This window comes from Mesorhizobium sp. P2_E6 (genome assembly GCF_056403835.1).
Genome location: NZ_JBFUEQ010000014.1, coordinates 143,305 through 162,030 on the forward strand (window position 1 = coordinate 143,305; position 18,726 = coordinate 162,030).

General features: G+C 59.6%; 17 protein-coding genes. 9 read left to right on the top strand and 8 right to left on the bottom strand.

The genetic code is table 11. From position 1 onward, the window contains the following. Positions 1–153: 153 nt before the first annotated feature. The 6 genes from ligD to nirK form a co-directional block, all read right to left on the bottom strand. Positions 154–2,097, bottom strand: a complete 1,944-nt coding sequence (gene ligD / locus AC1D08_RS28850) for a DNA ligase D (protein WP_477424680.1) — start codon at positions 2,095–2,097, stop codon at positions 154–156. A gap of 430 nt (positions 2,098–2,527) precedes the next feature. Next, the gene (locus AC1D08_RS28855; RefSeq protein ID WP_477424642.1) at positions 2,528–3,028 is read right to left on the bottom strand and encodes an SRPBCC family protein; all 501 of its coding nucleotides are present in this window, start codon (positions 3,026–3,028) and stop codon (positions 2,528–2,530) included. 393 nt (positions 3,029–3,421) lie between these two features. After that, entirely contained in the window at positions 3,422–3,709 is a 288-nt protein-coding gene (locus AC1D08_RS28860) for a DUF6522 family protein (RefSeq protein ID WP_477424644.1), read from the bottom strand. 289 nt (positions 3,710–3,998) lie between these two features. Then, a complete protein-coding gene (gene copD, locus AC1D08_RS28865; RefSeq protein WP_477424682.1) occupies positions 3,999–4,865 on the bottom strand; it encodes a copper homeostasis membrane protein CopD in 867 nt (288 codons plus the stop codon). A gap of 17 nt (positions 4,866–4,882) precedes the next feature. Then, positions 4,883–5,269 (bottom strand): copper homeostasis periplasmic binding protein CopC, encoded by a 387-nt coding sequence (gene copC / locus AC1D08_RS28870; protein WP_477424646.1) that lies wholly within the window; start codon positions 5,267–5,269, stop codon positions 4,883–4,885. Between the two features lie 30 nt (positions 5,270–5,299). Further along, a complete protein-coding gene (gene nirK, locus AC1D08_RS28875) occupies positions 5,300–6,499 on the bottom strand; it encodes a copper-containing nitrite reductase (protein WP_477424648.1) in 1,200 nt (399 codons plus the stop codon). Positions 6,500–6,666: 167 nt separating this feature from the next. Between nirK and AC1D08_RS28880 the strand changes: the two genes are divergently transcribed. Both AC1D08_RS28880 and AC1D08_RS28885 read left to right on the top strand, forming a co-directional pair. Continuing rightward, positions 6,667–6,903 (top strand): plastocyanin/azurin family copper-binding protein, encoded by a 237-nt coding sequence (locus tag AC1D08_RS28880; RefSeq protein WP_477424650.1) that lies wholly within the window; start codon positions 6,667–6,669, stop codon positions 6,901–6,903. Then, entirely contained in the window at positions 6,897–7,067 is a 171-nt protein-coding gene (locus AC1D08_RS28885; protein ID WP_477424684.1) for a plastocyanin/azurin family copper-binding protein, read from the top strand. Before AC1D08_RS28880 ends, AC1D08_RS28885 begins: the two co-directional genes overlap by 7 nt. A gap of 372 nt (positions 7,068–7,439) precedes the next feature. Here the strand turns inward: AC1D08_RS28885 and AC1D08_RS28890 are convergent, their stop codons facing one another. Beyond that, a complete protein-coding gene (locus AC1D08_RS28890; RefSeq protein ID WP_477424652.1) occupies positions 7,440–8,153 on the bottom strand; it encodes a FadR/GntR family transcriptional regulator in 714 nt (237 codons plus the stop codon). A 184-nt stretch (positions 8,154–8,337) separates the two neighbouring features. On the opposite strand from AC1D08_RS28890, the gene AC1D08_RS28895 reads away from it, so the two are divergent. The 4 genes from AC1D08_RS28895 to AC1D08_RS28910 all read left to right on the top strand — a co-directional run bounded on the left by AC1D08_RS28895 (position 8,338) and on the right by AC1D08_RS28910 (position 13,998). Next, a complete protein-coding gene (locus tag AC1D08_RS28895) occupies positions 8,338–9,129 on the top strand; it encodes a transporter substrate-binding domain-containing protein (RefSeq protein ID WP_477424654.1) in 792 nt (263 codons plus the stop codon). 66 nt (positions 9,130–9,195) lie between these two features. Then, entirely contained in the window at positions 9,196–9,867 is a 672-nt protein-coding gene (locus AC1D08_RS28900; protein ID WP_027033714.1) for an amino acid ABC transporter permease, read from the top strand. A gap of 23 nt (positions 9,868–9,890) precedes the next feature. Beyond that, positions 9,891–11,099 carry a cysteine desulfurase-like protein gene (locus AC1D08_RS28905; RefSeq protein ID WP_477424656.1) on the top strand — a complete coding sequence of 403 codons (1,209 nt, stop codon included), beginning with the start codon at positions 9,891–9,893 and terminating at the stop codon, positions 11,097–11,099. A 298-nt stretch (positions 11,100–11,397) separates the two neighbouring features. Next, entirely contained in the window at positions 11,398–13,998 is a 2,601-nt protein-coding gene (locus AC1D08_RS28910; protein ID WP_477424658.1) for a membrane-bound PQQ-dependent dehydrogenase, glucose/quinate/shikimate family, read from the top strand. A gap of 161 nt (positions 13,999–14,159) precedes the next feature. Here AC1D08_RS28910 and AC1D08_RS28915 read toward each other — a convergent pair whose 3' ends face one another. After that, positions 14,160–14,762 carry a carbonic anhydrase gene (locus AC1D08_RS28915; protein WP_477424660.1) on the bottom strand — a complete coding sequence of 201 codons (603 nt, stop codon included), beginning with the start codon at positions 14,760–14,762 and terminating at the stop codon, positions 14,160–14,162. A gap of 830 nt (positions 14,763–15,592) precedes the next feature. On the opposite strand from AC1D08_RS28915, the gene AC1D08_RS28920 reads away from it, so the two are divergent. From AC1D08_RS28920 to pgi, 3 genes are all read left to right on the top strand, one after another. Then, positions 15,593–15,766 (top strand): DUF982 domain-containing protein, encoded by a 174-nt coding sequence (locus AC1D08_RS28920; protein WP_477424662.1) that lies wholly within the window; start codon positions 15,593–15,595, stop codon positions 15,764–15,766. Positions 15,767–15,888: 122 nt separating this feature from the next. Next, complete coding sequence (gene tal / locus AC1D08_RS28925; RefSeq protein WP_477424664.1) at positions 15,889–16,986, top strand: transaldolase; 1,098 nt, start codon at positions 15,889–15,891, stop codon at positions 16,984–16,986. Then, positions 16,986–18,641, top strand: a complete 1,656-nt coding sequence (pgi, locus tag AC1D08_RS28930) for a glucose-6-phosphate isomerase (RefSeq protein ID WP_477424666.1) — start codon at positions 16,986–16,988, stop codon at positions 18,639–18,641. The genes tal and pgi overlap by 1 nt, the downstream gene beginning before the upstream one ends. The last annotated feature ends 85 nt before the right edge of the window (positions 18,642–18,726 follow it).

Genomic DNA, 18,726 nt, shown 5'->3' on the forward strand with positions numbered 1-18,726 from the left:
GAGGCCCTCCTCCAGCTCTCAACCCGTCACGGCAACCCGGTCCGTACTCTCACTCTAGACGGCGTTGCGGGGGGTCCTCTCAGAAGGGAGGAAGCTCTCGATTTGGGCAAAGGCGGTCGGGCGCCAAAAAGGCAAATGTCGCTGACCATCTTGCTACCGGACTGCGTGGCGGATGCGGTCGGTAAGCGTTTGTTCGACGTCGAAATAACCCTCCCAGGCTTCGGGTAGCTGAGCCCGCGCGGCGGCCGCGAAAACATCGAAACCGTTGGCGCTTTCGCAGGTGGGCAACTCCTCCCAACTGACCGGCACCGCGCACGACGCCCCCGCGCGTGCCCGAGTCGACCAGGGACAGATAGCAGTGGAGCCCTGGCCGTTGCGCAGGTAATCGACAAACATTCGGCCCTTGCGCTTCGCCTTGCTCATGTTGGCGACGAAGCGCGACGGATCTGTACGGGCCAGTAGTTCGGCGAAGTCTTGGCAGAAGCTCTTGACCTCGTCCCAGTCTGCCTCCGGGACGAGCGGCACGACCACGTGCACGCCCTTGCCGCCGGACAGCAACGGCCATGACTGCAGTCCAAGCGCTTCCAGAATGCCCCGAATGTCGAGGGCTGCCTGCTTGACGGCATTGAAGCCCAGACCCTCATCGGGATCGATGTCGAAGATCATACGGTGCGGCAGATTTGGCTGCTGGCGCAGGCTTCCCCAAATGTGGAATTCGAGCACGTTCATCTGGACGCCCGCGATCAGCCCCGCCAGGTCGCCGACCCAAAGGATGCGGCTTTCCTTACCGGACATCTTCGCCAACTGGCCGTCATGAATGGCCTTGGGCATGCCTGGCAGTTTATGCTTCTGAAAAAAGGTCTGCTGAAGGTCGCCGTCGGTATCGCGCACCAGCGACAGCGGCCGATCCTGGATGTGCGACAGCATCTTCTCGGCGACCACGGCGTAGTAGGCGGCGAGCGTGGCCTTGGTCACCCTGGTCCCCGGATACATGACCTTGTCCGGATGCGTCAGCTTGACGCCGACAGCAGCGGCGATCTCCTTGCCGATTCCCGGATCCAGATTGGCGGAGCCAAGAGTTGCCGGCGTCTTCGGCATTTCCATCACCACCTGGTCGGCTCGCTTGTCTCCGCGCATGCCCTCAAAGCTTGGATGTCGCAAGCTGCCGTTCGGGGTCACTTCGGCATAGGTGACTTCAGCGACCAACTCTGGCTTCACCCACCGGGCACGGCGGGCAATGTCTCTCGGAACGGATGCGAAAGCCGGTTTCTCAACACGGCGTTTCTCGAGCTTCGCCAGGATGTCCTTGCGCATGGCCTCGGTGAATCCAGTGCCGACGCGGCCGCGATAGATGAGCTTGCCACTGTCGTAAGTGCCGAGGATAAGCGAGGCCATGCCATGTCCTGTGTCACTTGGGCGATAGCCGCCGACAACGAATTCCTGTCGCTTCGTGCACTTGATCTTGAGCCAACTCCAGGTGCGGTCGCCGACGTAGGAGCTATCGGCGCGTTTGGCGATGACACCTTCGTGGCCGCCCTCGCACATGGCGTCAAACACCCTTTTACCCTGGTCGACGATGTGGCTGGAGAATTGCAGGCAATCGTCAGGTGAGCGAGCGCCCAGCAGGGACTCAAGTCGCTCCTTGCGCGCAAGGAGCGGCTGGTTCGACAGATCTTCGCCGTTGAATTCAAGCAGATCGAAGGCGTAGAACTTGAGCGGCAGACCCGCGGCAATGCCGGTTTTCAGCAGGGAGAAGTTCGTGCGGCCCTGGCTGTCGATGGCGACGATCTCACCATCGATCAGCACCGCGCCTTTGGTCAGTCTCTGAAGCGGTGGCAGGATGACCTTGAATTGTCGGGTCCAGTCGTGGCCATTGCGGGTATAGACGACGACCTTCGAGCCCGAGATGGCGACTTGGGCACGATAGCCGTCGAACTTCATCTCGAAGAGCCAATCCCCGCCCACCGGTAAATGGTCTGTCAATGTGCAGAGATGGAAGGACCGAAACCCCGGCAGCGGATATGTAGGGATAGATTCTGAGCCTCTGCGCCGTGTGCGCCTTTTGCTGATGTTGAGGGTGCCATCTACAGCCGACATGCGGAACTCGGATACATAGTCCGATTCAATACCCTGCCTGGGATTCGGTTCCATGCCCAAGCATCTCCACGCCGGCGACCGTCGGCGCTCTAAGGAAGGACGGCGTATAAGCCGCAGTCCTGCGCGCGTCCGCAACAGCGGATCATTGTCGCGCGTAGGACGGAGGAAATTCGCCCCCGCCGCGGGCGGTGAACGGGACAGCCGTAGGAGCATCAGCATAGCGCCGGCCGCAGGACGGGACGCGGGACCGACTGTCCCCGTTCGCGGTGGTCCGCATGTTTTGCATCGAAGCCGACCGGCTGAGATCGCGCGCATTTCCGGCTCTCGACAGGGGAGAGCGGCTCTGCGGCAAGGCTGGTGGTAAAATCCCAAGGCGTAGCTGTTGATTTGCGTTATCGGCAACGATGGAGATCAGTGGTGTCGATGTGATTTAGTCCGACAGTAACTCCCGGTAGGCGCGCCTAGCCTTCAGAAAATAATCGACGGGAAAGCCAATCGGGACGCCCTCAAGCGCAGCAGCCAGCATCTCAAGATGGGCGTCAAAGCCAGCACATGCCTTGGCGACATCTTCTCCCGCAGGTAACCGCAGAGTCAGCACCAGCTGTGTTCCGCCAGCGGCCGCGTTCAGTTCCCAACGCAGCGGACGCTTGGGTTCATCGCCACTGCTCCATGAGTACTCAAGCAGCCGTGGCGGGTTCAGTTGAAGCACGGTACTTTCGATCGTCCGTCCGCTATCTGCGAAGTCGATATGAACCACGCCACCAGCCCGTAGGTCGATAGAGCCTGGCGCGAGCCACTGCGCAAGCGCCTGTGACACGGTAAGCATATGCCAAATCGTATTTCGATCATGCCCAATAAGCCGCTCGAGCCGTGCCTCAAAACCGTCGCCAACGCGCATGACTCGGCCTACCTGAACGCCACTTTCACCCATTGAATTTCCTCGCTAATGGTTTCTGGTCCGGTAGACATCGATCGGCGGGGTGTTGGCGCAGGATGCCGATCATGCCGCCCGGCATGTTCTTGTTAGAGTGATCACGCCAACCATCGTACTGGCACTGTCGCATACTATAATCATGTGACGAGTATCGTCGGAAAGGCGCGATGCGGCTTCCATGAGTTGCCGGTCGTCACCGATGACACCGAGACGATCGCGGGCTGTCGCCAGTGGGTTTTCGAACCGTATCATGAAGTCGCCGTCACGTTGGCATCCGTAGCAATCGTCGCAGCTCGCCCGACCAAGCCGCCTAAGGCGCTTCCAATCGGCGTTGAACAATTCGTGACGACCACCGAGAGACCTCGAGCAAGCCGTCATTCGACCCGGAGGCTATCCGCCTGTGCGATGCAACTGGCGCGGCAAGACAGCTTGCCCAAAGTCGATCATCGAGCGGCGTATGACGTTTCCTGTGGAGTCGATGTTGAGGCGCGCGCGGCGATTGCCATAAAAGAAGCTCAATCGATATTCGCCTTCGTTCTCGCCAATCCCGCGTTCACAAAAGGATGTAATCTCCCGTGTCCTCATTAACGAGTGCACAGCCGTTGGATCAAGACGAAGCAAATCGGCAAGCAATGCTGCGTCGATGAGGATATCGTCCGAGCCGATCTCGATTTGCATTGTGTTCACCCGCAACTCAGGGAGTCTTTGCGCGAAAGCGCGGATCTTACTGCTTCTCCACTCGGTCGGTCGGCAAGCCCTGCCGCGCGACCACTGTCTCAAAACTACAGCAGTATGGACGTCCGAACTTTGTCCAAACGCAACCTTCGCCGCGAAGTTGTTGCGATAGGACCGGACGCAGCACCCCCTTGCGGAGAGAGGCGAGCAAAGCTGGGGACGCAAGTCTTCGAGTTCATCACACGGGCGCTCCGGACTCTGCGAACCCTGCCCTGCCTTCCAGAGTAGCCGATCATTTTGGCGGCAGCGTGCCGAGGATACTTACGATTCCGATGAGGGCCGCACTCAGCACCATCTCGGCGATCGTCCCCCTGGCGAGTTGGCGTGCGCCGGGGCCCCCATTGGGAATCCTCGGAACGAACACGTATCGATTTACGACGGCGAGCCCGACCATCGTCATGGCGATCAGAACCTTGGCGCCGAGCAGTTGCTGGTACGCGGACCCTGGATCAAGCGTCCCGCCGCGGAGGATGAACCAGGTGTTGGAAACGCCTGTGCCGAGCACGATGGCGACGGCCAGGTGGCCGAGCCCCGAGAAGCGACGCAATGCAAGATCAACCGCGGCGCCATGGTCTGGCCGGTCGATCTCGACAAGGCAGTAAAGCAACGGCACCAGCGACCCGACCCAGAATCCGGAGCTTAGCAGATGCAATATCTGGCTGCTCCTATTGAGGATGCTCATGAGTCCGGTATCGATTGCGGCGTGCCCGACGAGCCCCAGGCTCCCCAGCGCGAGCGTGGAAAGTAGCAGCAACGGCAGCCATCCTTCCGTCCGGCGCCATACCAAGGCTAGCAGGGCAAGGACACAGAAACCGAGGTGCCATCCCCAGGCGTGTCCAAATGCCGTTTCTGAAAGGACGATTGCTATCACCTGCGGGTTCAAGGCGTCCGACCAGCCCTCGCCCATGCTGCCCGCCTGGGCGGCCAGCCACAGCAGCCCGCCCAGCAGGAAAAAGGCCGCGCTTACCCAGGCGAGACGGCGGCTCGGGTTGTCGAGAGCTTGCCGCAATCCCGCGGGGGCGAGCACGGCCTGGAACGCCGCCAGGCCAAAAAGCTGGATGCCCGCCGCATAATGTATAAAACGGGCCGCGTAGAGCACCGCGTCCAAGGCGCTGCCTATTTCACATCGAACGTGTAGCGGCCCGAACTCTTGTGGCCGTCGGTCGAGACAACCGACCAGTCGACGACGAATGCACCTTTCGCAAGAGGCTTCCCGACGTTAATCACCACAACCTTGTCGTCGGCGGGATCGAGCGTCGGCCTGCCCAGTTCGACAGGCTGCTCGTCCGGACCAGTGACCTTCACCTTGCTGAACGCCTGCTCCACCGGCTCCGAAAAGCTAAGCCGGAGCTCGGTCGGGGAACTGCCGGCGCTTTCATTGGCTGCCGGGACGGAACTGACGAGTTCTGAATGAGCGAAGGCCGAGGGTGCGACCCCCAGTACAAGCACCGCTACGAAAGCGGGCAAAAAGGCCCTGCGGACCGATTTTGAAACGAAGTTCATCTCCAGACCTTTCTCGTCTTCATCCCAGTTCTAATGACCCGATGCGTTCTCGTTCGGCGGAGCGTCGAAGATGTCCTTGTTCTCGGCGCCCTCGACGATGAGATAGCCGGCAAGACCGCGTTCGGCCCGCGACAGCGCATGATCGACCAGGACGAAACGGCCGGGCACTTCCAGCTTGAATTCCACGATATTCGCCGAACCAGGCGGAACGGAAATGCTCTGGACATGCTCGATCGGTGGGCTGGTTACCGAGCCGAGCTGGTAGGCACGGTCGAAGATCTCGCCGATAACGTGGAAGGAGGAGGTGAAGTTTGGTCCTCCCACGCCGAAGAAGATGCGCACCGTTTCTCCGACCTTCGCCTTCATGGGATAGTGATCGGTCAGGGCGCCGACATGTCCGTTAAAGACGAAATATTCTGGCCTTTCGCTGATGAGTTTATCGTAGCTAGCGGTCAGAAGTCCCGCCGTCCCGAATGGCTCCTCGCTATAGATCTCGCCCTGCATCACATAGAACTCCCGGTCGACGGGCGGCAGGCCCCCTTCCGGTTCGACCAGGATCAGCCCGTACATTCCGCTCGAAATGTGCATGGCGACGGGGGCTACGGCGCAATGGTAGACATAGAGACCGGGGCTGAGCGCCTTGAAGGTGACCATCCTCTCCTCGCCGGGGTTGGCGCTGGTGGCGCCCGCGCCACCGCCCGGGCCGGTCGCCGCGTGAAAGTCCACATTGTGCATCATGACGCTGTTTTCATTGTTTTTGAGGTGGACTTCAACGGTGTCGCCAACGCGCACGCGGAGGAACGGTCCAGGCACGCGGCCATTGAACGTCCAGAACGGATACGTCGTTCGCTCGTCAAGGCGCGCCTCAATTTCGACCGTCTCGAGGTCCACGCGCACGTGGTCCGGGCCGGTACGGGTGATCGGGGCGGGGATGTCGGTAGGATCTCGGGCGATGTCAACCACGCCCTTAAACTTGTTCACGTTGTAGAGACGATTGCTCAGCGAGCCGGCGGACGTGTCGCTCGTGGCCGTTTCCATGCCATGCATGTGTGCGGCCGTATTTGTTGTTTCCTGTGCCAAGGCTTCCTTCGCCCCTGCCAACGTGACCGAAGCAGCGCTCAGGCCGGCCGTGGCAACAAGCAGGCTTCGCCGGGAAATCAGCGGCCTGTCCGTGTGAGGTTGAGGCGCTGCATCGTCCGTTGGCGTGCCGGATGGATTGGAACCGGTCATGACTTGCTCCTCACTCTCAATGTTATGGGTTATGGGCTACCTAGGGCACCCGGAGCACAATGCCACTGGGCGAGACAGAATTTCGCCTTGTCCGAAACCCACTTTATCCTATCTGCTTTGCCATGCGGCACAACTTGCCGTTTAAGAAATCGAAGGAAATCTCGCTCATGATCAGCCGTTTTGCACTAACTGCCCTATTCACGATTGCGTTTGCCGCGTCCGGACTTGCGGCCGATCATCAGGTGAAGATGGTCAACAAGGATTCGGAAGGGCACGTGATGCAGTTCGAACCGGCCTTTCTGAAGATTGCCCCGGGAGACACCGTCACGTTCGTCGCCACCGATAAGGGCCATGACTCAGAGTCAATCAAGGACGGCATTCCTGAAGGCGCGGAGGACTGTTAACGGCCACCTTCACCAAGGAGGGTCTATACGCATACAAATGCACACCGCATTTCGGGCTAGGCATGGTCGGGCTGGTGGAGGTAGGCGACAGTTCCGCGAACCTCCCTGCAATCCAGAGTCTGAAGCTACCAGGTAAGGCGAAACGCGCATGGCCGAACTGCTAGAGCAGGTCAGCAAGTAAAGCCCGGATCCGCCGAGATTGTTGCCGAACCCGGTCCGGCACTGTTTCATCAATCCTGCGACTACTGTGACCAGGATGTGCTGCTCGGCCAGGCGACGATACGCCCTTCTATATAGGCGCTTCGCAATCCGAGGACTGAAAGCGTATCGATCTCATCGACATTGTGCTTGGTCGCAGCGGCATGTTCTCGCTCGGCAATGGACGCCGCTTGCTGGAGACGCGGCAGGGCGCGCAAGGCCGATATTACTCACAAGGAGTTCCGCCTTAGTCGCAATGTCCCCTCCCATCCTGTCGAAGGCCATAACGCTCTGCCAAAGCGCGCGGTGGAGTGGTTCTTTCACGTCGTTCTGTGTCTTCAATCTGAATTGAGAACGCTCGAAACGATCGAAATACCGGCGCAACGGGCTGTGTTGCTGATGTGATTTTGCATCTCGCGCGTTGCCTTTGCGGCATCGCGATTTCGCAGAGCCCGTATGATGCGCCTGTGCTCTGCGATCGACGCCCGCATGCGAGCCGGCTCGGTGATTGGAATTGGCTGGATTTGTGTCTCGGTCAGCTTGTCACGGACAGACTGGTAGAGATCAACGATCATCCTGTTTGGGCAGGCAGATGCGATGATTGCATGGAATTCAAGATCCGCCTCGACATTAGCCAACAGGTCGCCGCTTTCCCAATTCCTTTCCATCGTATCCGTTTCAGTCTCGAGAGCCTGAAACTCGGCTTCTGTGAGGGTCTGTGATGACAGGCCAGCTATCCGCCCTTCCAGCATGATGCGCGTCTCGAAAACATCGGCAACCGGATAGCTGTCGGCATAGCGCCACCGCGCCATGTTACGCGACGCAGAAGGCCTTTCCTGCGAAACGAAGGTCCCTCGCCCCGGTTCCGTCTTCAGCAAGCCCAGTGTCTCGAGTGTCAGCAGGGCTTCGCGCAATGAGGCACGGCTGACGCCGAGACTGAGCGCGAACTCGCGCTGCGACGGCACCTTCTCACCTGACTTCAGTTCTCCACCGAGGATCATGCCCTGGATTTTCCTAGCGGCGGCGTGGGGTACTGGAACACGCGAAAGCATCGAATTTCTTCCATTCTGGGGCGGCAGCGCCGATCCGGCTGCACCTCTGCTCGCGTCAGAGGTAACCGATCCGGCTGACGGACGGAATGCCTTGCATTTTTCAGGGGCACATGGTTGGTTGGTCGGACTGGTCAGACCGGTCTAACCACCTCAATCAAAAAAGTCATCAAAAAAGGGGAATTCAATGAGAGTGTTGAAAGCAATACTGATCTCGGGAGCACTTGCCCTGGGGTCTTTCACTGCCGCCGTTTCGCACGCCGCGGAGATCAATGTCGGCGCCAACATCGGCAATGTTCCCTGGGAGTTCCAGGACGCCAGCGGCAAGATGGTGGGCTTTGAAATCGACCTGATGACAGAGGTCGGCAAGCGGCTCGGCATGGACGTCAAGTTCACGAACATCCCGTTCGCCGGTCTGTTCGCCGCAGTTCAGTCCGGTCAGATCGACGCAGCGGTCTCATCGATCACGATCACCAAGAAGCGCCTTGAATCGGTCAGCTTCGCCCAGCCCTATTACGACAGCGACCAGTCGCTCACCGTCAAGAGCGACAGCGGCATCACCGGCCTCGCCGGCATGGCTGGCAAGACCGTCGGCGTCGATACCGGTTCGACCGGTGATATCTGGACCACCGCGCATCAGGCCGAGACGAAGATCGCCACCATCAACAAATATGAGGGCTTGCAGCCGGCAATGCTGGATCTGCAGGCGGGCCGCATCGACGGCTACATCTCGGACATACCGGCATTGCTCTATTACTCGAAGGACAAGCCGCAGTTCAAAGTTGTCGAACGCATCAAAACCACGGAGCAGTACTCCGTGATGTTTGCCAAGGATGCGCCGCTGGCTGCCAAGGTTAACGACGTCATCACCGCGCTAAAGAAGGATGGCACGCTGGCAAAGATCCACGAAACCTGGTTCGGCACCAAGCCCGATGAAGGGCTTGCCACGTCGACTGTCCTGGATATGCCAAAGCTCTGATCTCGGTCATCATGTGAAAGGAGACCGCGTTGCGGCCTCCTTCTCCCGTGACGCAGAGGCTGGGACATGTCCATTTTCGATACGTTTTTGAACTACCGCGTCTTCGTGGAGACGCTGCCGCTCATCCTGAGTGGCCTTGCCACCACGCTGACACTTGGCATCGTCTGCATCCTTGTCGGGTTCTTCGTCGGCATTGGTCTGGCGATGCTGCGACTTTACGGGCCTTCGCCTGTGCGGTTTGTGACCGTCGCCTATATCGATGTGTTCCGCTCTATACCTGTTCTGGTGCTGCTGTTTGTCGTCTACTACGCGCTGCCCTTTGCCGGCATCCGGTTCAGTTCGTTCACGGCCGCGTCAACCTCGATCTCGATGATCTCGGCCGCCTATTCGGCCGAAATCATCCGCGCCGGCATCGTCGCTATTCCGAAAGGTCAATTCGAAGCAGCACGGGCGCTTGGGCTCCACTTCTATTCGACCATGCTCAAGGTGATCCTGCCGCAAGCGATCAAGATTGTCGTACCGCCGCTGACCTCGAACGCCATCAACGTCATGAAGGACACGGCATTGGCTTCCGTGGTGGCAATGCCCGACCTGCTAAAACAGGCAAACCAGGCGCAGGCGCTAGCAGCCAATCCCACGCCGCTGATCGTGGCGGCCGCCATCTACCTCATCATCCTGCTTCCCCTGGTCCGGCTTGTCGGCATGCTGGAGAAGCGTCTCGCCAAATCTGAACGTTGAAGACTTTCCCCACGAGGCCATCCATGTCGTTCGATATCGATTTTGTTCGTTCCCAATTTCCGGCGCTGGAAACAGGCTGGGCGTTTTTCGACAATGCCGGCGGTTCGCAGGTTCTGCGCCCGGTGGCCGAGCGAGTAGCCGACTATCTTCTGACGACAAGCGTCCAGACCGGCGCCTCCTACGGGCCGTCGGTCAAAGCCAGCGAGATGCTGGCGCAGGCACGCGCCCGCATCGCCACATTCGTTGGCGCGGCGCGGCCCGAAGAGGTCTTCTTCGGACCTTCGACAACCGTGCTGGTGCGCTTTCTGGCAACCGCCATGGCAAGCCAGTTGACGGCGGGTGACGAGATCGTCGTGACCAATTTCGATCATGAGTCGAACATCGGTCCCTGGCTAATCCTAAAAGAGCGCGGCATCGTCTTCAGGGTTTGGGAGATCGATCCCGAAACGCTTATGCCATCCCTCGACACGCTCGACGCGCTGATGAGCGATCGCACGCGGCTGGTCTGCGTGACCCATGCCTCCAACCTGCTCGGCTCCATCAACCCGATCCGGCAAATCGCCGATTTCGTTCATGCGCGCGGGGCTCGCATCTGCGTCGACGGTGTCGCTTACGCCCCGCATCGCGCGCTCGACGTCCAGGAACTCGACGTCGACTACTACGTATTCTCCTTTTACAAGACCTACGGACCGCATTACGCGGTCATGTACGGGCGCCATGAACTACTGCTCGAACTCGATGGCCTCTATCACTATTTCTATGGCAGGGACAAAGTACCGGGAAAACTCGAGCCCGGAAATCCCTGCTATGAACTTGTCTGGGGCGCGGCCGGCATTGTCGACTATCTGGAGACGCTGGGCGCAGGTAAGGGCCGCCAGGCAATCGAGAGCGCATTCGACCATATCGCGGCGCACGAGGCCGAGATCGGCGAACGGCTGCTGTCATGGCTGCGCGTGCGCAATGGCGTCCGGATCGTTGGCGATCGGAGCTCGCAGGCGACACTTCGGGTGCCGACGATCAGCTTCACGGTCGACGGCCAGGCGCCCCAGGATATCATCCCGCGAACCGACCAGGCCAGGATCGGCGTGCGCCACGGCGATTTCCATTCGCGCCGCCTGGCCGAAGCGCTTGGGCTGTCGCCAAATGGCGTCATTCGCGTATCCATGGTTCACTACAACACTGTCGCGGAAGTCGACCGGCTGATCGATGTGCTCGACCAATCGCTGAGATAGACTAGGTCCAATCGACATTCAGGATTCAAAACTGGGATGAAGCATGATTCATAGGCTTCCAGATTCGATCTGGAGGACGATGAATGGCGTCTCGTTGCGAACTGAGCCCCGCACCGCGCTCATGTCGGCAGGAACCGAAACGACCGATCCTCTCACATCACGAATTGTTGTTGTCTGTGTCGGGAACGTTACCAGGCGGGTGTCGGTTGCGATGGAGTTAGAAGAAACCCGCGTGCTCCTTGTACATAAAGGCGGTCGTTTGGGGACGCTCCCTTAATCGTAGCCCGAGGAACCATGCATGCGGCCAGCAGGTGCGGTGAACTTCATGTATCGGATAATCCTCTCACTCGTAATCTTTGTTATCGGGGCCGCGCTGCTAGCGGGCGGCGGCTGGCTCGCACTGCTCGGCGGATCGTGGTTCTACATTGTGCTCGGCGCTGCCCTTGTGATTTCAGCAGCGCTAACTTTTAGGCGCAACCCCGCCGGGCTGGCGCTATACGGCATAACGCTGCTGGTGACGCTCGGCTGGTCGATATGGGAAGTTGGCTTCGACTGGTGGGCGCTTTCCGCGCGCGGCAGCCTGCTCATCATGCTCGGCGTCCTCCTGCTGCTGCCGCCGATGGTGCAGTCACTTCACAGAATTGACATGGGCTCAGCCCGATACAACGGCCCCGGCGGGCTTCTGGCCGGCTCCCTCGTAGTCGCGGTGCTTGCCGGTGTCTACGCGATGTTCCAGATGCCGCACGATCTCGCCGGCACCTTCGCCGACGATCGCATGTCCGCCACACGGGAGATCAAAAGCTTCGTTCCAGATGGAGAATGGCAGGCCTACGGCCGAACCGCGGCCGGGGACCGCTATTCGCCGCTCAGCCAGATCACGCCGAAGAACGTCAGTAATCTGAAAGTTGCCTGGACTTACCACACCGGCGACATACGCGGTCCTGCCGATCCGGGCGAGGCGACCTATGAGGTGACGCCGCTGATGATCGACAACACCGTCTACGTCTGCACGCCGCACAATTTGGTGATTGCGCTTGATGCGGTGTCCGGCAAGGAGAAGTGGCGCTTCGATCCGCACCTCAAGCAGACGGTAAAGCAAACAACCCAACACCTCACCTGCCGTGGTGTCGCCTATTTCGACGGTTCGCCAGTCGCGAGCCCACCCGCCGGCGGTGCAGAGCAGCCGGCCGCGTCGGCGGCCGCCCCCGCAACCGGCGCACCACAGGCGGCATCGACCGAAGAACAGCGCCTCGCGGCAAGTGTGGCCGAAGTGACCACACAAGCGGCAGGCGTGCCACAAAACGTGGTGACCGGCCAGGCTAAGCGCGGCGACCCCAATCCCGAAGTTGACCGCAAGGATCCCACGACCACAGCCTCGATCGAACCATCCTGCGTCAAACGGCTCATTACGCCGACGTCCGATGGTCGGCTGATCTCGATCAGCGCTGAGACCGGTAAAATCTGCCCCGGTTTCGGCGGCGACGATGGCACCATAAATCTGTGGGCCAACATGCCCAACATCACGCCCGGCTCGGTCTATTCAACCTCTCCGCCCGTCGTTACCGACCACCTGGTGATTGTCGGCGGCGCCGTCAACGACAACGCGTCGACCACGTCGCCATCTGGCGTCATCCGGGCCTTCGACGTCAACACTGGGGCGCTTGTCTGGAACTTCGATTCCAAGAAGCCCGATGCAACCGCACCAATTGCCAACGGCCAGACCTATTCGGAAAACGCCCCGAATTCTTGGAGCGTTTCGAGTTACGACCAAAAGCTCGGGCTGATCTACCTTCCGATGGGTAACCAATCGCCTGATCAGTATGGCGTCAACCGCAGTGCAGAAGTCGAGAAGTTCTCCTCCTCGATCCTCGCGCTGGACGTGAACACGGGCAAGGTCGCCTGGGTCTTCCAGGCTGTGCACCACGATCTATGGGACATGGACGTGCCGGCGCAGCCGAGCCTTGTCGATCTCACCATTGGTGGCAAGGTCGTGCCGGCGCTCGTGGCGCCGACTAAGCAAGGCGAAGTCTATGTTCTCAACCGTAAGACTGGCGAGCCTGTGCTTCCGGTCACCGAGGAACCCGCCCCGAGCGGTGCTGTCAAAGGAGATGCCACCGCACCGACCCAACCAGTCTCGGCGATTTCGTTCAAGCCTGAGCCGCTTACCGAAAAGGATATGTGGGGCGCAACGCTGCTTGATCAGCTCGCTTGCCGCATTGAATTCCGCAGCCTCGACTACAAGGGCCGCTACACGCCGCCTACGGAAAAGGGCTCGATTATCTATCCCGGGAATTTCGGCACGTTCAACTGGGGCGCGGTGGCCGTAGACCCGGACCGTCAAGTGATGTTCGCCATGCCGGTCTATCTCGCCTTCACATCCAAGCTCGTACCGCGCCCTGATCAGTTCGCCCGCGTCGTCAGCAAGGATGGGGAGGATGTTTTCAACGAGAATTTTGGGGCTCCTTACGCGGCGAAAATGGGCGCCTTTCTGTCTCCGCTTGGCCTGCCATGCCAGTCGCCACCTTGGGGCTACGTCGCCGGCGTCGACCTGACCACCGGCAAAGTCGTCTACAAGCACGTCAATGGCACCGTGCGCGACCTGTCGCCGATCCCACTGCCATTCAAAATGGGAGTGCCCGGAATTGGCGGGCCGATCATCACCAAGGGCGGCGTAGCCTTTCTCAGCGGCACTCTCGACTATTACATCCGCGGTTATGACCTTAAGACCGGCGCCGAAATCTGGCGCGACCGGTTGCCGGCGGGAGGACAGGCGACGCCCTCCACCTACAAGGGCGCGGATGGGCGGCAGTACCTCGTCGTGGTTGCCGGCGGCCACGGATCGACGGGGACAGAGGCCGGCGATGCCATCATCGCTTACGCCCTGCCAAACGCGCTTTGACAACGAGGATCAGTCCGTTCGGACTGGCAACAAGGAGAGCGTGATGACGACACCTGGGGATAAGCCAACCGGGTGTCAGCTTACCGCTGGGTTTTGAGATTTCGCGATGTCTGCCCGCTAGGATCGCGCCAGGAAAGCGTCAGTGCCCTAGCGCCACGAATTCAGATATCCTGGCTGCCGGCTATGGTGCAGTTCAAGTCATAGAGCAAACCGTCCTTCAATCCATATATCCAACCATGGATCGATACGTTCTTATTTGACCTCCACGCCGCACGCAGGATCGGCGTGCGCGCAAGACGTGTCACTTGGGAAACGACCGAGCATTCGCAGAGCCGGTCAAGATCCGGGTCGCTCCAAGTACCACAATCCCGGCATTCGAATTCGGCCTCGGCAACATCTCTGATTGGCTGCAGCCAATGATCGATAAGACCCAGACCTTTGCCGCTTACAGCGGCACGGATGCCACCGCAGCCATAATGCCCGCAAACGATGATGTGCCGCACGCCGAGTTGATTTACCGCATATTCGACAACGGAGAGCATATTCAGATCGGTGGGATGGATGAGGTTGGCGACGTTGCGATGCACAAAAACCTCGCCGGGTTCCAACCCGGCAATCACATTGGCCGGCACGCGGCTATCGGAGCAGCCGATCCAGAGATATTCAGGATTTTGCAAGTTCGAAAGACGTTGAAAGTAATCAACCCTCTCGGCTTTCCGTTCGTCTGACCAAATTTTGTTGCGGATAAAAAGGTCTTCAATCATCATTAAATCCGGCTAGGCTTTGGGCTTGCTTGCGGCGGTATGTGAAAAGTTGGCGGCCCTAACCATTCCGTATCGCCTCGAAGATCAGTCTATTGGACCCCATTTTCGCTATCAACTTCCGGCGCGCATCCTGGATCTGTTCGGCTTGGTGTCTTGTATACGGACCCATCGGTCGGGTCTTCTCACCTCCTCGACAAACCTGGCAATACCATCTGCCATTGTCGCAGAAAATTTCCACCGAGGTGTCCGCCTCTGCAGGCTCACCCTTAGCCGCCTTACTCGTGAACTTGATTATCTTTGAGTGATTCTGAGCAGGCCGGACTGCATATAGACTTTTGGTGGCGTCTTCTTGGTTCGGTGCCTGGGACATGGGTGGCTCCTTTCCTATGCACTCGGTTCTCAATCCGCGATTGCATACACCGCGACTAAGGCCGAAGTTCAGCGCTGCGCGGCCAACTGCGCCGACGGACGTTCCGGACCCGACGGTAAGTGCGGCAGCCAGCGTGCGCCCTTTGCATCAAGACAACAGACAGTCATTCGCGAGGATATCACCCTCGATAGCGATCTGGCTCTCGACATTGCTCGGCGCTTCTATCGACTAACAACTGCGTTGTGTTCCGCAGATAACTCCTTCCCGATCAGAGTTGCAAGAAATGAGCGCATTCGGTCCGCTCTTCCAGACCAGCGCCTACTTGCTGCCTGCGCGACCGCTCTCGACGCACCGCTGCTATTCAAAAACCCGGGGTTCACGCAAGGGTGATGGCTGTCGATGAAACTTCGCCTGACGAGGCGCGTTGTGAGAGTTCAGCCAATTCGAGGCGGGCCGCCCCATGTATGATGCGTGGTTTTCCAAGCCAATATCTGTTGCCACCGGCATAAGCGGTGACATCCGAAACCTGACCAACGCTCGACAAGCTTACCTGCTTAACGACCATTGGCGTGACGGAGGTAGCGATAAACACCGATCCGCGAAACGGGCATGCCAGCAGGCCTTGAACGGCTGACGTCGCGAGAGACGCGTTCATCGACGCAGCACGGGAAGCGCGCATATTGGTCGAGTGAACTGCGCGCTGCATATGAGAATGGGCGAGGGTGAATCACTTTCTCGCCCACCACCGAGGTCGCCATGAACGCAACAACCCGATTGCATGAACTCGGCCAAAGCCTCTGGCTGGACAACATCACGCGCGATCTGCTGAGCAGCGGCACCCTTCAGCGCTATTGCGCCGACTTTTCGGTGACGGGATTGACGTCGAACCCCACGATTTTCGATGAGGCTATCAGAAACAGCACAGCTTACGACGAGGCCCTTCATCGAAAAGCCAGAGAAGGGAAAGCGGGCGAGCAGCTATTCTTCGAATTGGCGCTCGAAGACCTGACGCAAGCTGCGGCACTCTTCGGGCCGGTCCATGAAGCGACGGGCGGTGTCGATGGCTGGGTTTCGCTGGAAGTTTCGCCCTTGCTGGCTAACGATGCCGGCGCCACTGTGGAGGCTGCCAGGCGATTGCACGCGCAGGCGCGTTGTTCCAACCTGTTTATCAAGATTCCGGGCACGCCGGCTGGCGTCGAGGCCATAGAGGAGTCGATCTTCGCCGGCGTGCCGGTGAATGTCACCCTGCTGTTTTCGTGCGAGCAGTATGTGGCGGCGGCCGACGCGTATTGCCGAGGCATTCAGCGCCGGATCGATGCCGGGCTCGACCCGAAGATCGCCTCTGTCGCCTCGATCTTCGTCAGCCGCTGGGACAAGGCGGTCATGGATAAGGTTAGCCCCACGCTGCGGAACCGTCTCGGTATCGCCATATCCGGGCAAGTCTATAAAGCCTACCGGGAGCGGCTTGCCTCTACCGGATGGCGCAAGCTGGCCGATGCCGGCGCACTGTCCCAGCGTTTGCTATGGGCGAGCACCGGCACCAAGGATCCGCACCTTCCGCAATCCTATTACATCGAGGCGCTCGCCGCGCCGGCTACCATCAACACCATTCCGGAGAAGACGCTCCTTGCATTTTCGAAAAAGGGTGTGTTGCGCGGCATCATGCGGGAGGATGGCGGCGACAGCGAAACCGTGCTTGGCGATTTCGCAAAAGCCGGCGTCGACATTCAGGCGCTTGCCGCGCAGCTCCAGTTGGAAGGCGCGCAATCCTTCACCAAATCATGGGCTGATCTGATGGCGGTGATTGCCTCGAAGAGCGAGCAGTTACATCGCCACGGTTCGGCCACCGGATGATGAGCGCGCCTCTCGCGGTCAGGACGTTGCCACTCGCGGAACTTCCAGCATGGCAGGCGTTGCTGGCGCATTGCCAGGAAGTGCGCCCTTTGCATCTGCGACAGCTCTTCGCCGACGATCCCCAGCGTGGCAAGCGTTTCGCCATCGACGCCTGCGGACTCTATCTCGACTATTCGAAAAACCGCATCACGGCCGAGACGGTCCAGCTACTCATTGAACTTGCCGAGGCCTGCGGGTTGCGTGAGCGCCTCGAAGCGATGTTCAACGGTCAGAAGATCAATGTGACGGAGCGGCGCGCGGTACTTCACACGGCCCTGCGCGCCCCTATCGGCGAGCGAATTTTAGTAGACGGTACCGACGTCGTGCCGGAAGTCCACGCGGTGCTCGGCAAGATGGCCGATTTCACGGACAGGATTCACAGCGGCGCATGGCGCGGCCATACAGGCCTGCCGATCCGCAACGTCATCAATATCGGCATCGGCGGCTCGGACCTCGGGCCGGTCATGGCCTATGAAGCGCTGCGTCAGTACAGCCGACGCAACATGATTTTCCGCTTCGTCTCGAACATCGACGGCACCGACTTCGCGGAAGCGACGCGGGATCTGAACCCTGACGAAACGCTGTTCATCATCTGCTCGAAGACGTTCAGGACGTTGGAAACGTTGACCAACGCCCATACGGCACGTGAATGGGTACTGCGCAAGCTAGGCGACGAGCAGGCGGTGGCCCGGCATTTCGTCGCCGTCTCGACCAATACCGAAGGGGTCGCGGAATTCGGCATCGACACCGACCAGATGTTTGGCATGTGGGATTGGGACGGCGGCCGCTATTCGATGGATTCAGCGATTGGCCTGTCCACCATGATCGCCATCGGGGCGGAAAATTTCCAGGCGATGCTGTCGGGCTTCCACGACATGGACCAGCACTTCCGCACCGCGCCGTTCGGTCAGAACTTGCCGGTCCTAATGGGCCTGCTCGTGGTTTGGTACACCAATTTCTTCGAGTCGCAGACGGTCGCGGTTCTGCCCTACGAGCAATATCTGAAGCGTTTTCCCGCCTATCTCCAGCAACTGACAATGGAAAGCAATGGCAAGCACGTCACGCTTGACGGCACGAAAGTCGATTACCAGACAGGGCCGATCTATTGGGGCGAACCTGGCACCAACGGGCAGCATTCCTTCTACCAACTCATTCACCAGGGCACCAAACTGGTTCCATGCGACTTCATTGGGTTTTGTCGGGCATTGAACCCGCTTGGACGCCACCACGATCTCCTGATGGCAAATCTGTTCGCGCAGACCGAGGCTCTGGCCTTCGGCAAGACGGAAGAGGAGGTCAGGGCCGAAGGGACGCCGGACTGGCTGGTTCCGCACCGCACCTTCGAAGGCAACCGACCCACCAATACCTTGCTTGCCGAGCGCCTGACCCCAAGGACGCTGGGCAGCCTGGTCGCGCTCTACGAGCACAGCGTCTTCACGCAAGGCGTCATCTGGAACATCGACTCTTTTGACCAATGGGGCGTTGAGCTGGGCAAGGCCCTGGCCGAGAAAACGATCCCGGAGCTGGAAGCCTCCGAAACTCCGCACCTCCAACATGACAGCTCGACCAACGCTTTGATCGAGCGCTATCGCCGGTTCAGGAAACGAAAGAGGTAAAGGGCAGTGAGCCCGGCCGCGCCTATGGCGCCGACCTGACCAACATACTGCCTCGCAACCCAGCCAGCACTTGGACGATCGGGTT

Coding starts and splice junctions, on each gene's coding strand:
- AC1D08_RS28880 (WP_477424650.1), top strand. CDS start 6,667: ATGATCAGCCGTTTTGCACTAACTGCCCTATTCACGATTGCGTTTGCC.
- AC1D08_RS28910 (WP_477424658.1), top strand. CDS start 11,398: ATGCGGCCAGCAGGTGCGGTGAACTTCATGTATCGGATAATCCTCTCA.
- pgi (WP_477424666.1), top strand. CDS start 16,986: ATGAGCGCGCCTCTCGCGGTCAGGACGTTGCCACTCGCGGAACTTCCA.
- AC1D08_RS28900 (WP_027033714.1), top strand. CDS start 9,196: ATGTCCATTTTCGATACGTTTTTGAACTACCGCGTCTTCGTGGAGACG.
- ligD (WP_477424680.1), bottom strand. CDS start 2,097: ATGTCGGCTGTAGATGGCACCCTCAACATCAGCAAAAGGCGCACACGG.
- AC1D08_RS28860 (WP_477424644.1), bottom strand. CDS start 3,709: ATGCAAATCGAGATCGGCTCGGACGATATCCTCATCGACGCAGCATTG.
- AC1D08_RS28895 (WP_477424654.1), top strand. CDS start 8,338: ATGAGAGTGTTGAAAGCAATACTGATCTCGGGAGCACTTGCCCTGGGG.
- AC1D08_RS28905 (WP_477424656.1), top strand. CDS start 9,891: ATGTCGTTCGATATCGATTTTGTTCGTTCCCAATTTCCGGCGCTGGAA.
- tal (WP_477424664.1), top strand. CDS start 15,889: ATGAACGCAACAACCCGATTGCATGAACTCGGCCAAAGCCTCTGGCTG.
- copC (WP_477424646.1), bottom strand. CDS start 5,269: ATGAACTTCGTTTCAAAATCGGTCCGCAGGGCCTTTTTGCCCGCTTTC.
- nirK (WP_477424648.1), bottom strand. CDS start 6,499: ATGACCGGTTCCAATCCATCCGGCACGCCAACGGACGATGCAGCGCCT.
- AC1D08_RS28890 (WP_477424652.1), bottom strand. CDS start 8,153: ATGCTTTCGCGTGTTCCAGTACCCCACGCCGCCGCTAGGAAAATCCAG.
- AC1D08_RS28920 (WP_477424662.1), top strand. CDS start 15,593: ATGTATGATGCGTGGTTTTCCAAGCCAATATCTGTTGCCACCGGCATA.
- AC1D08_RS28855 (WP_477424642.1), bottom strand. CDS start 3,028: ATGGGTGAAAGTGGCGTTCAGGTAGGCCGAGTCATGCGCGTTGGCGAC.
- AC1D08_RS28915 (WP_477424660.1), bottom strand. CDS start 14,762: ATGATTGAAGACCTTTTTATCCGCAACAAAATTTGGTCAGACGAACGG.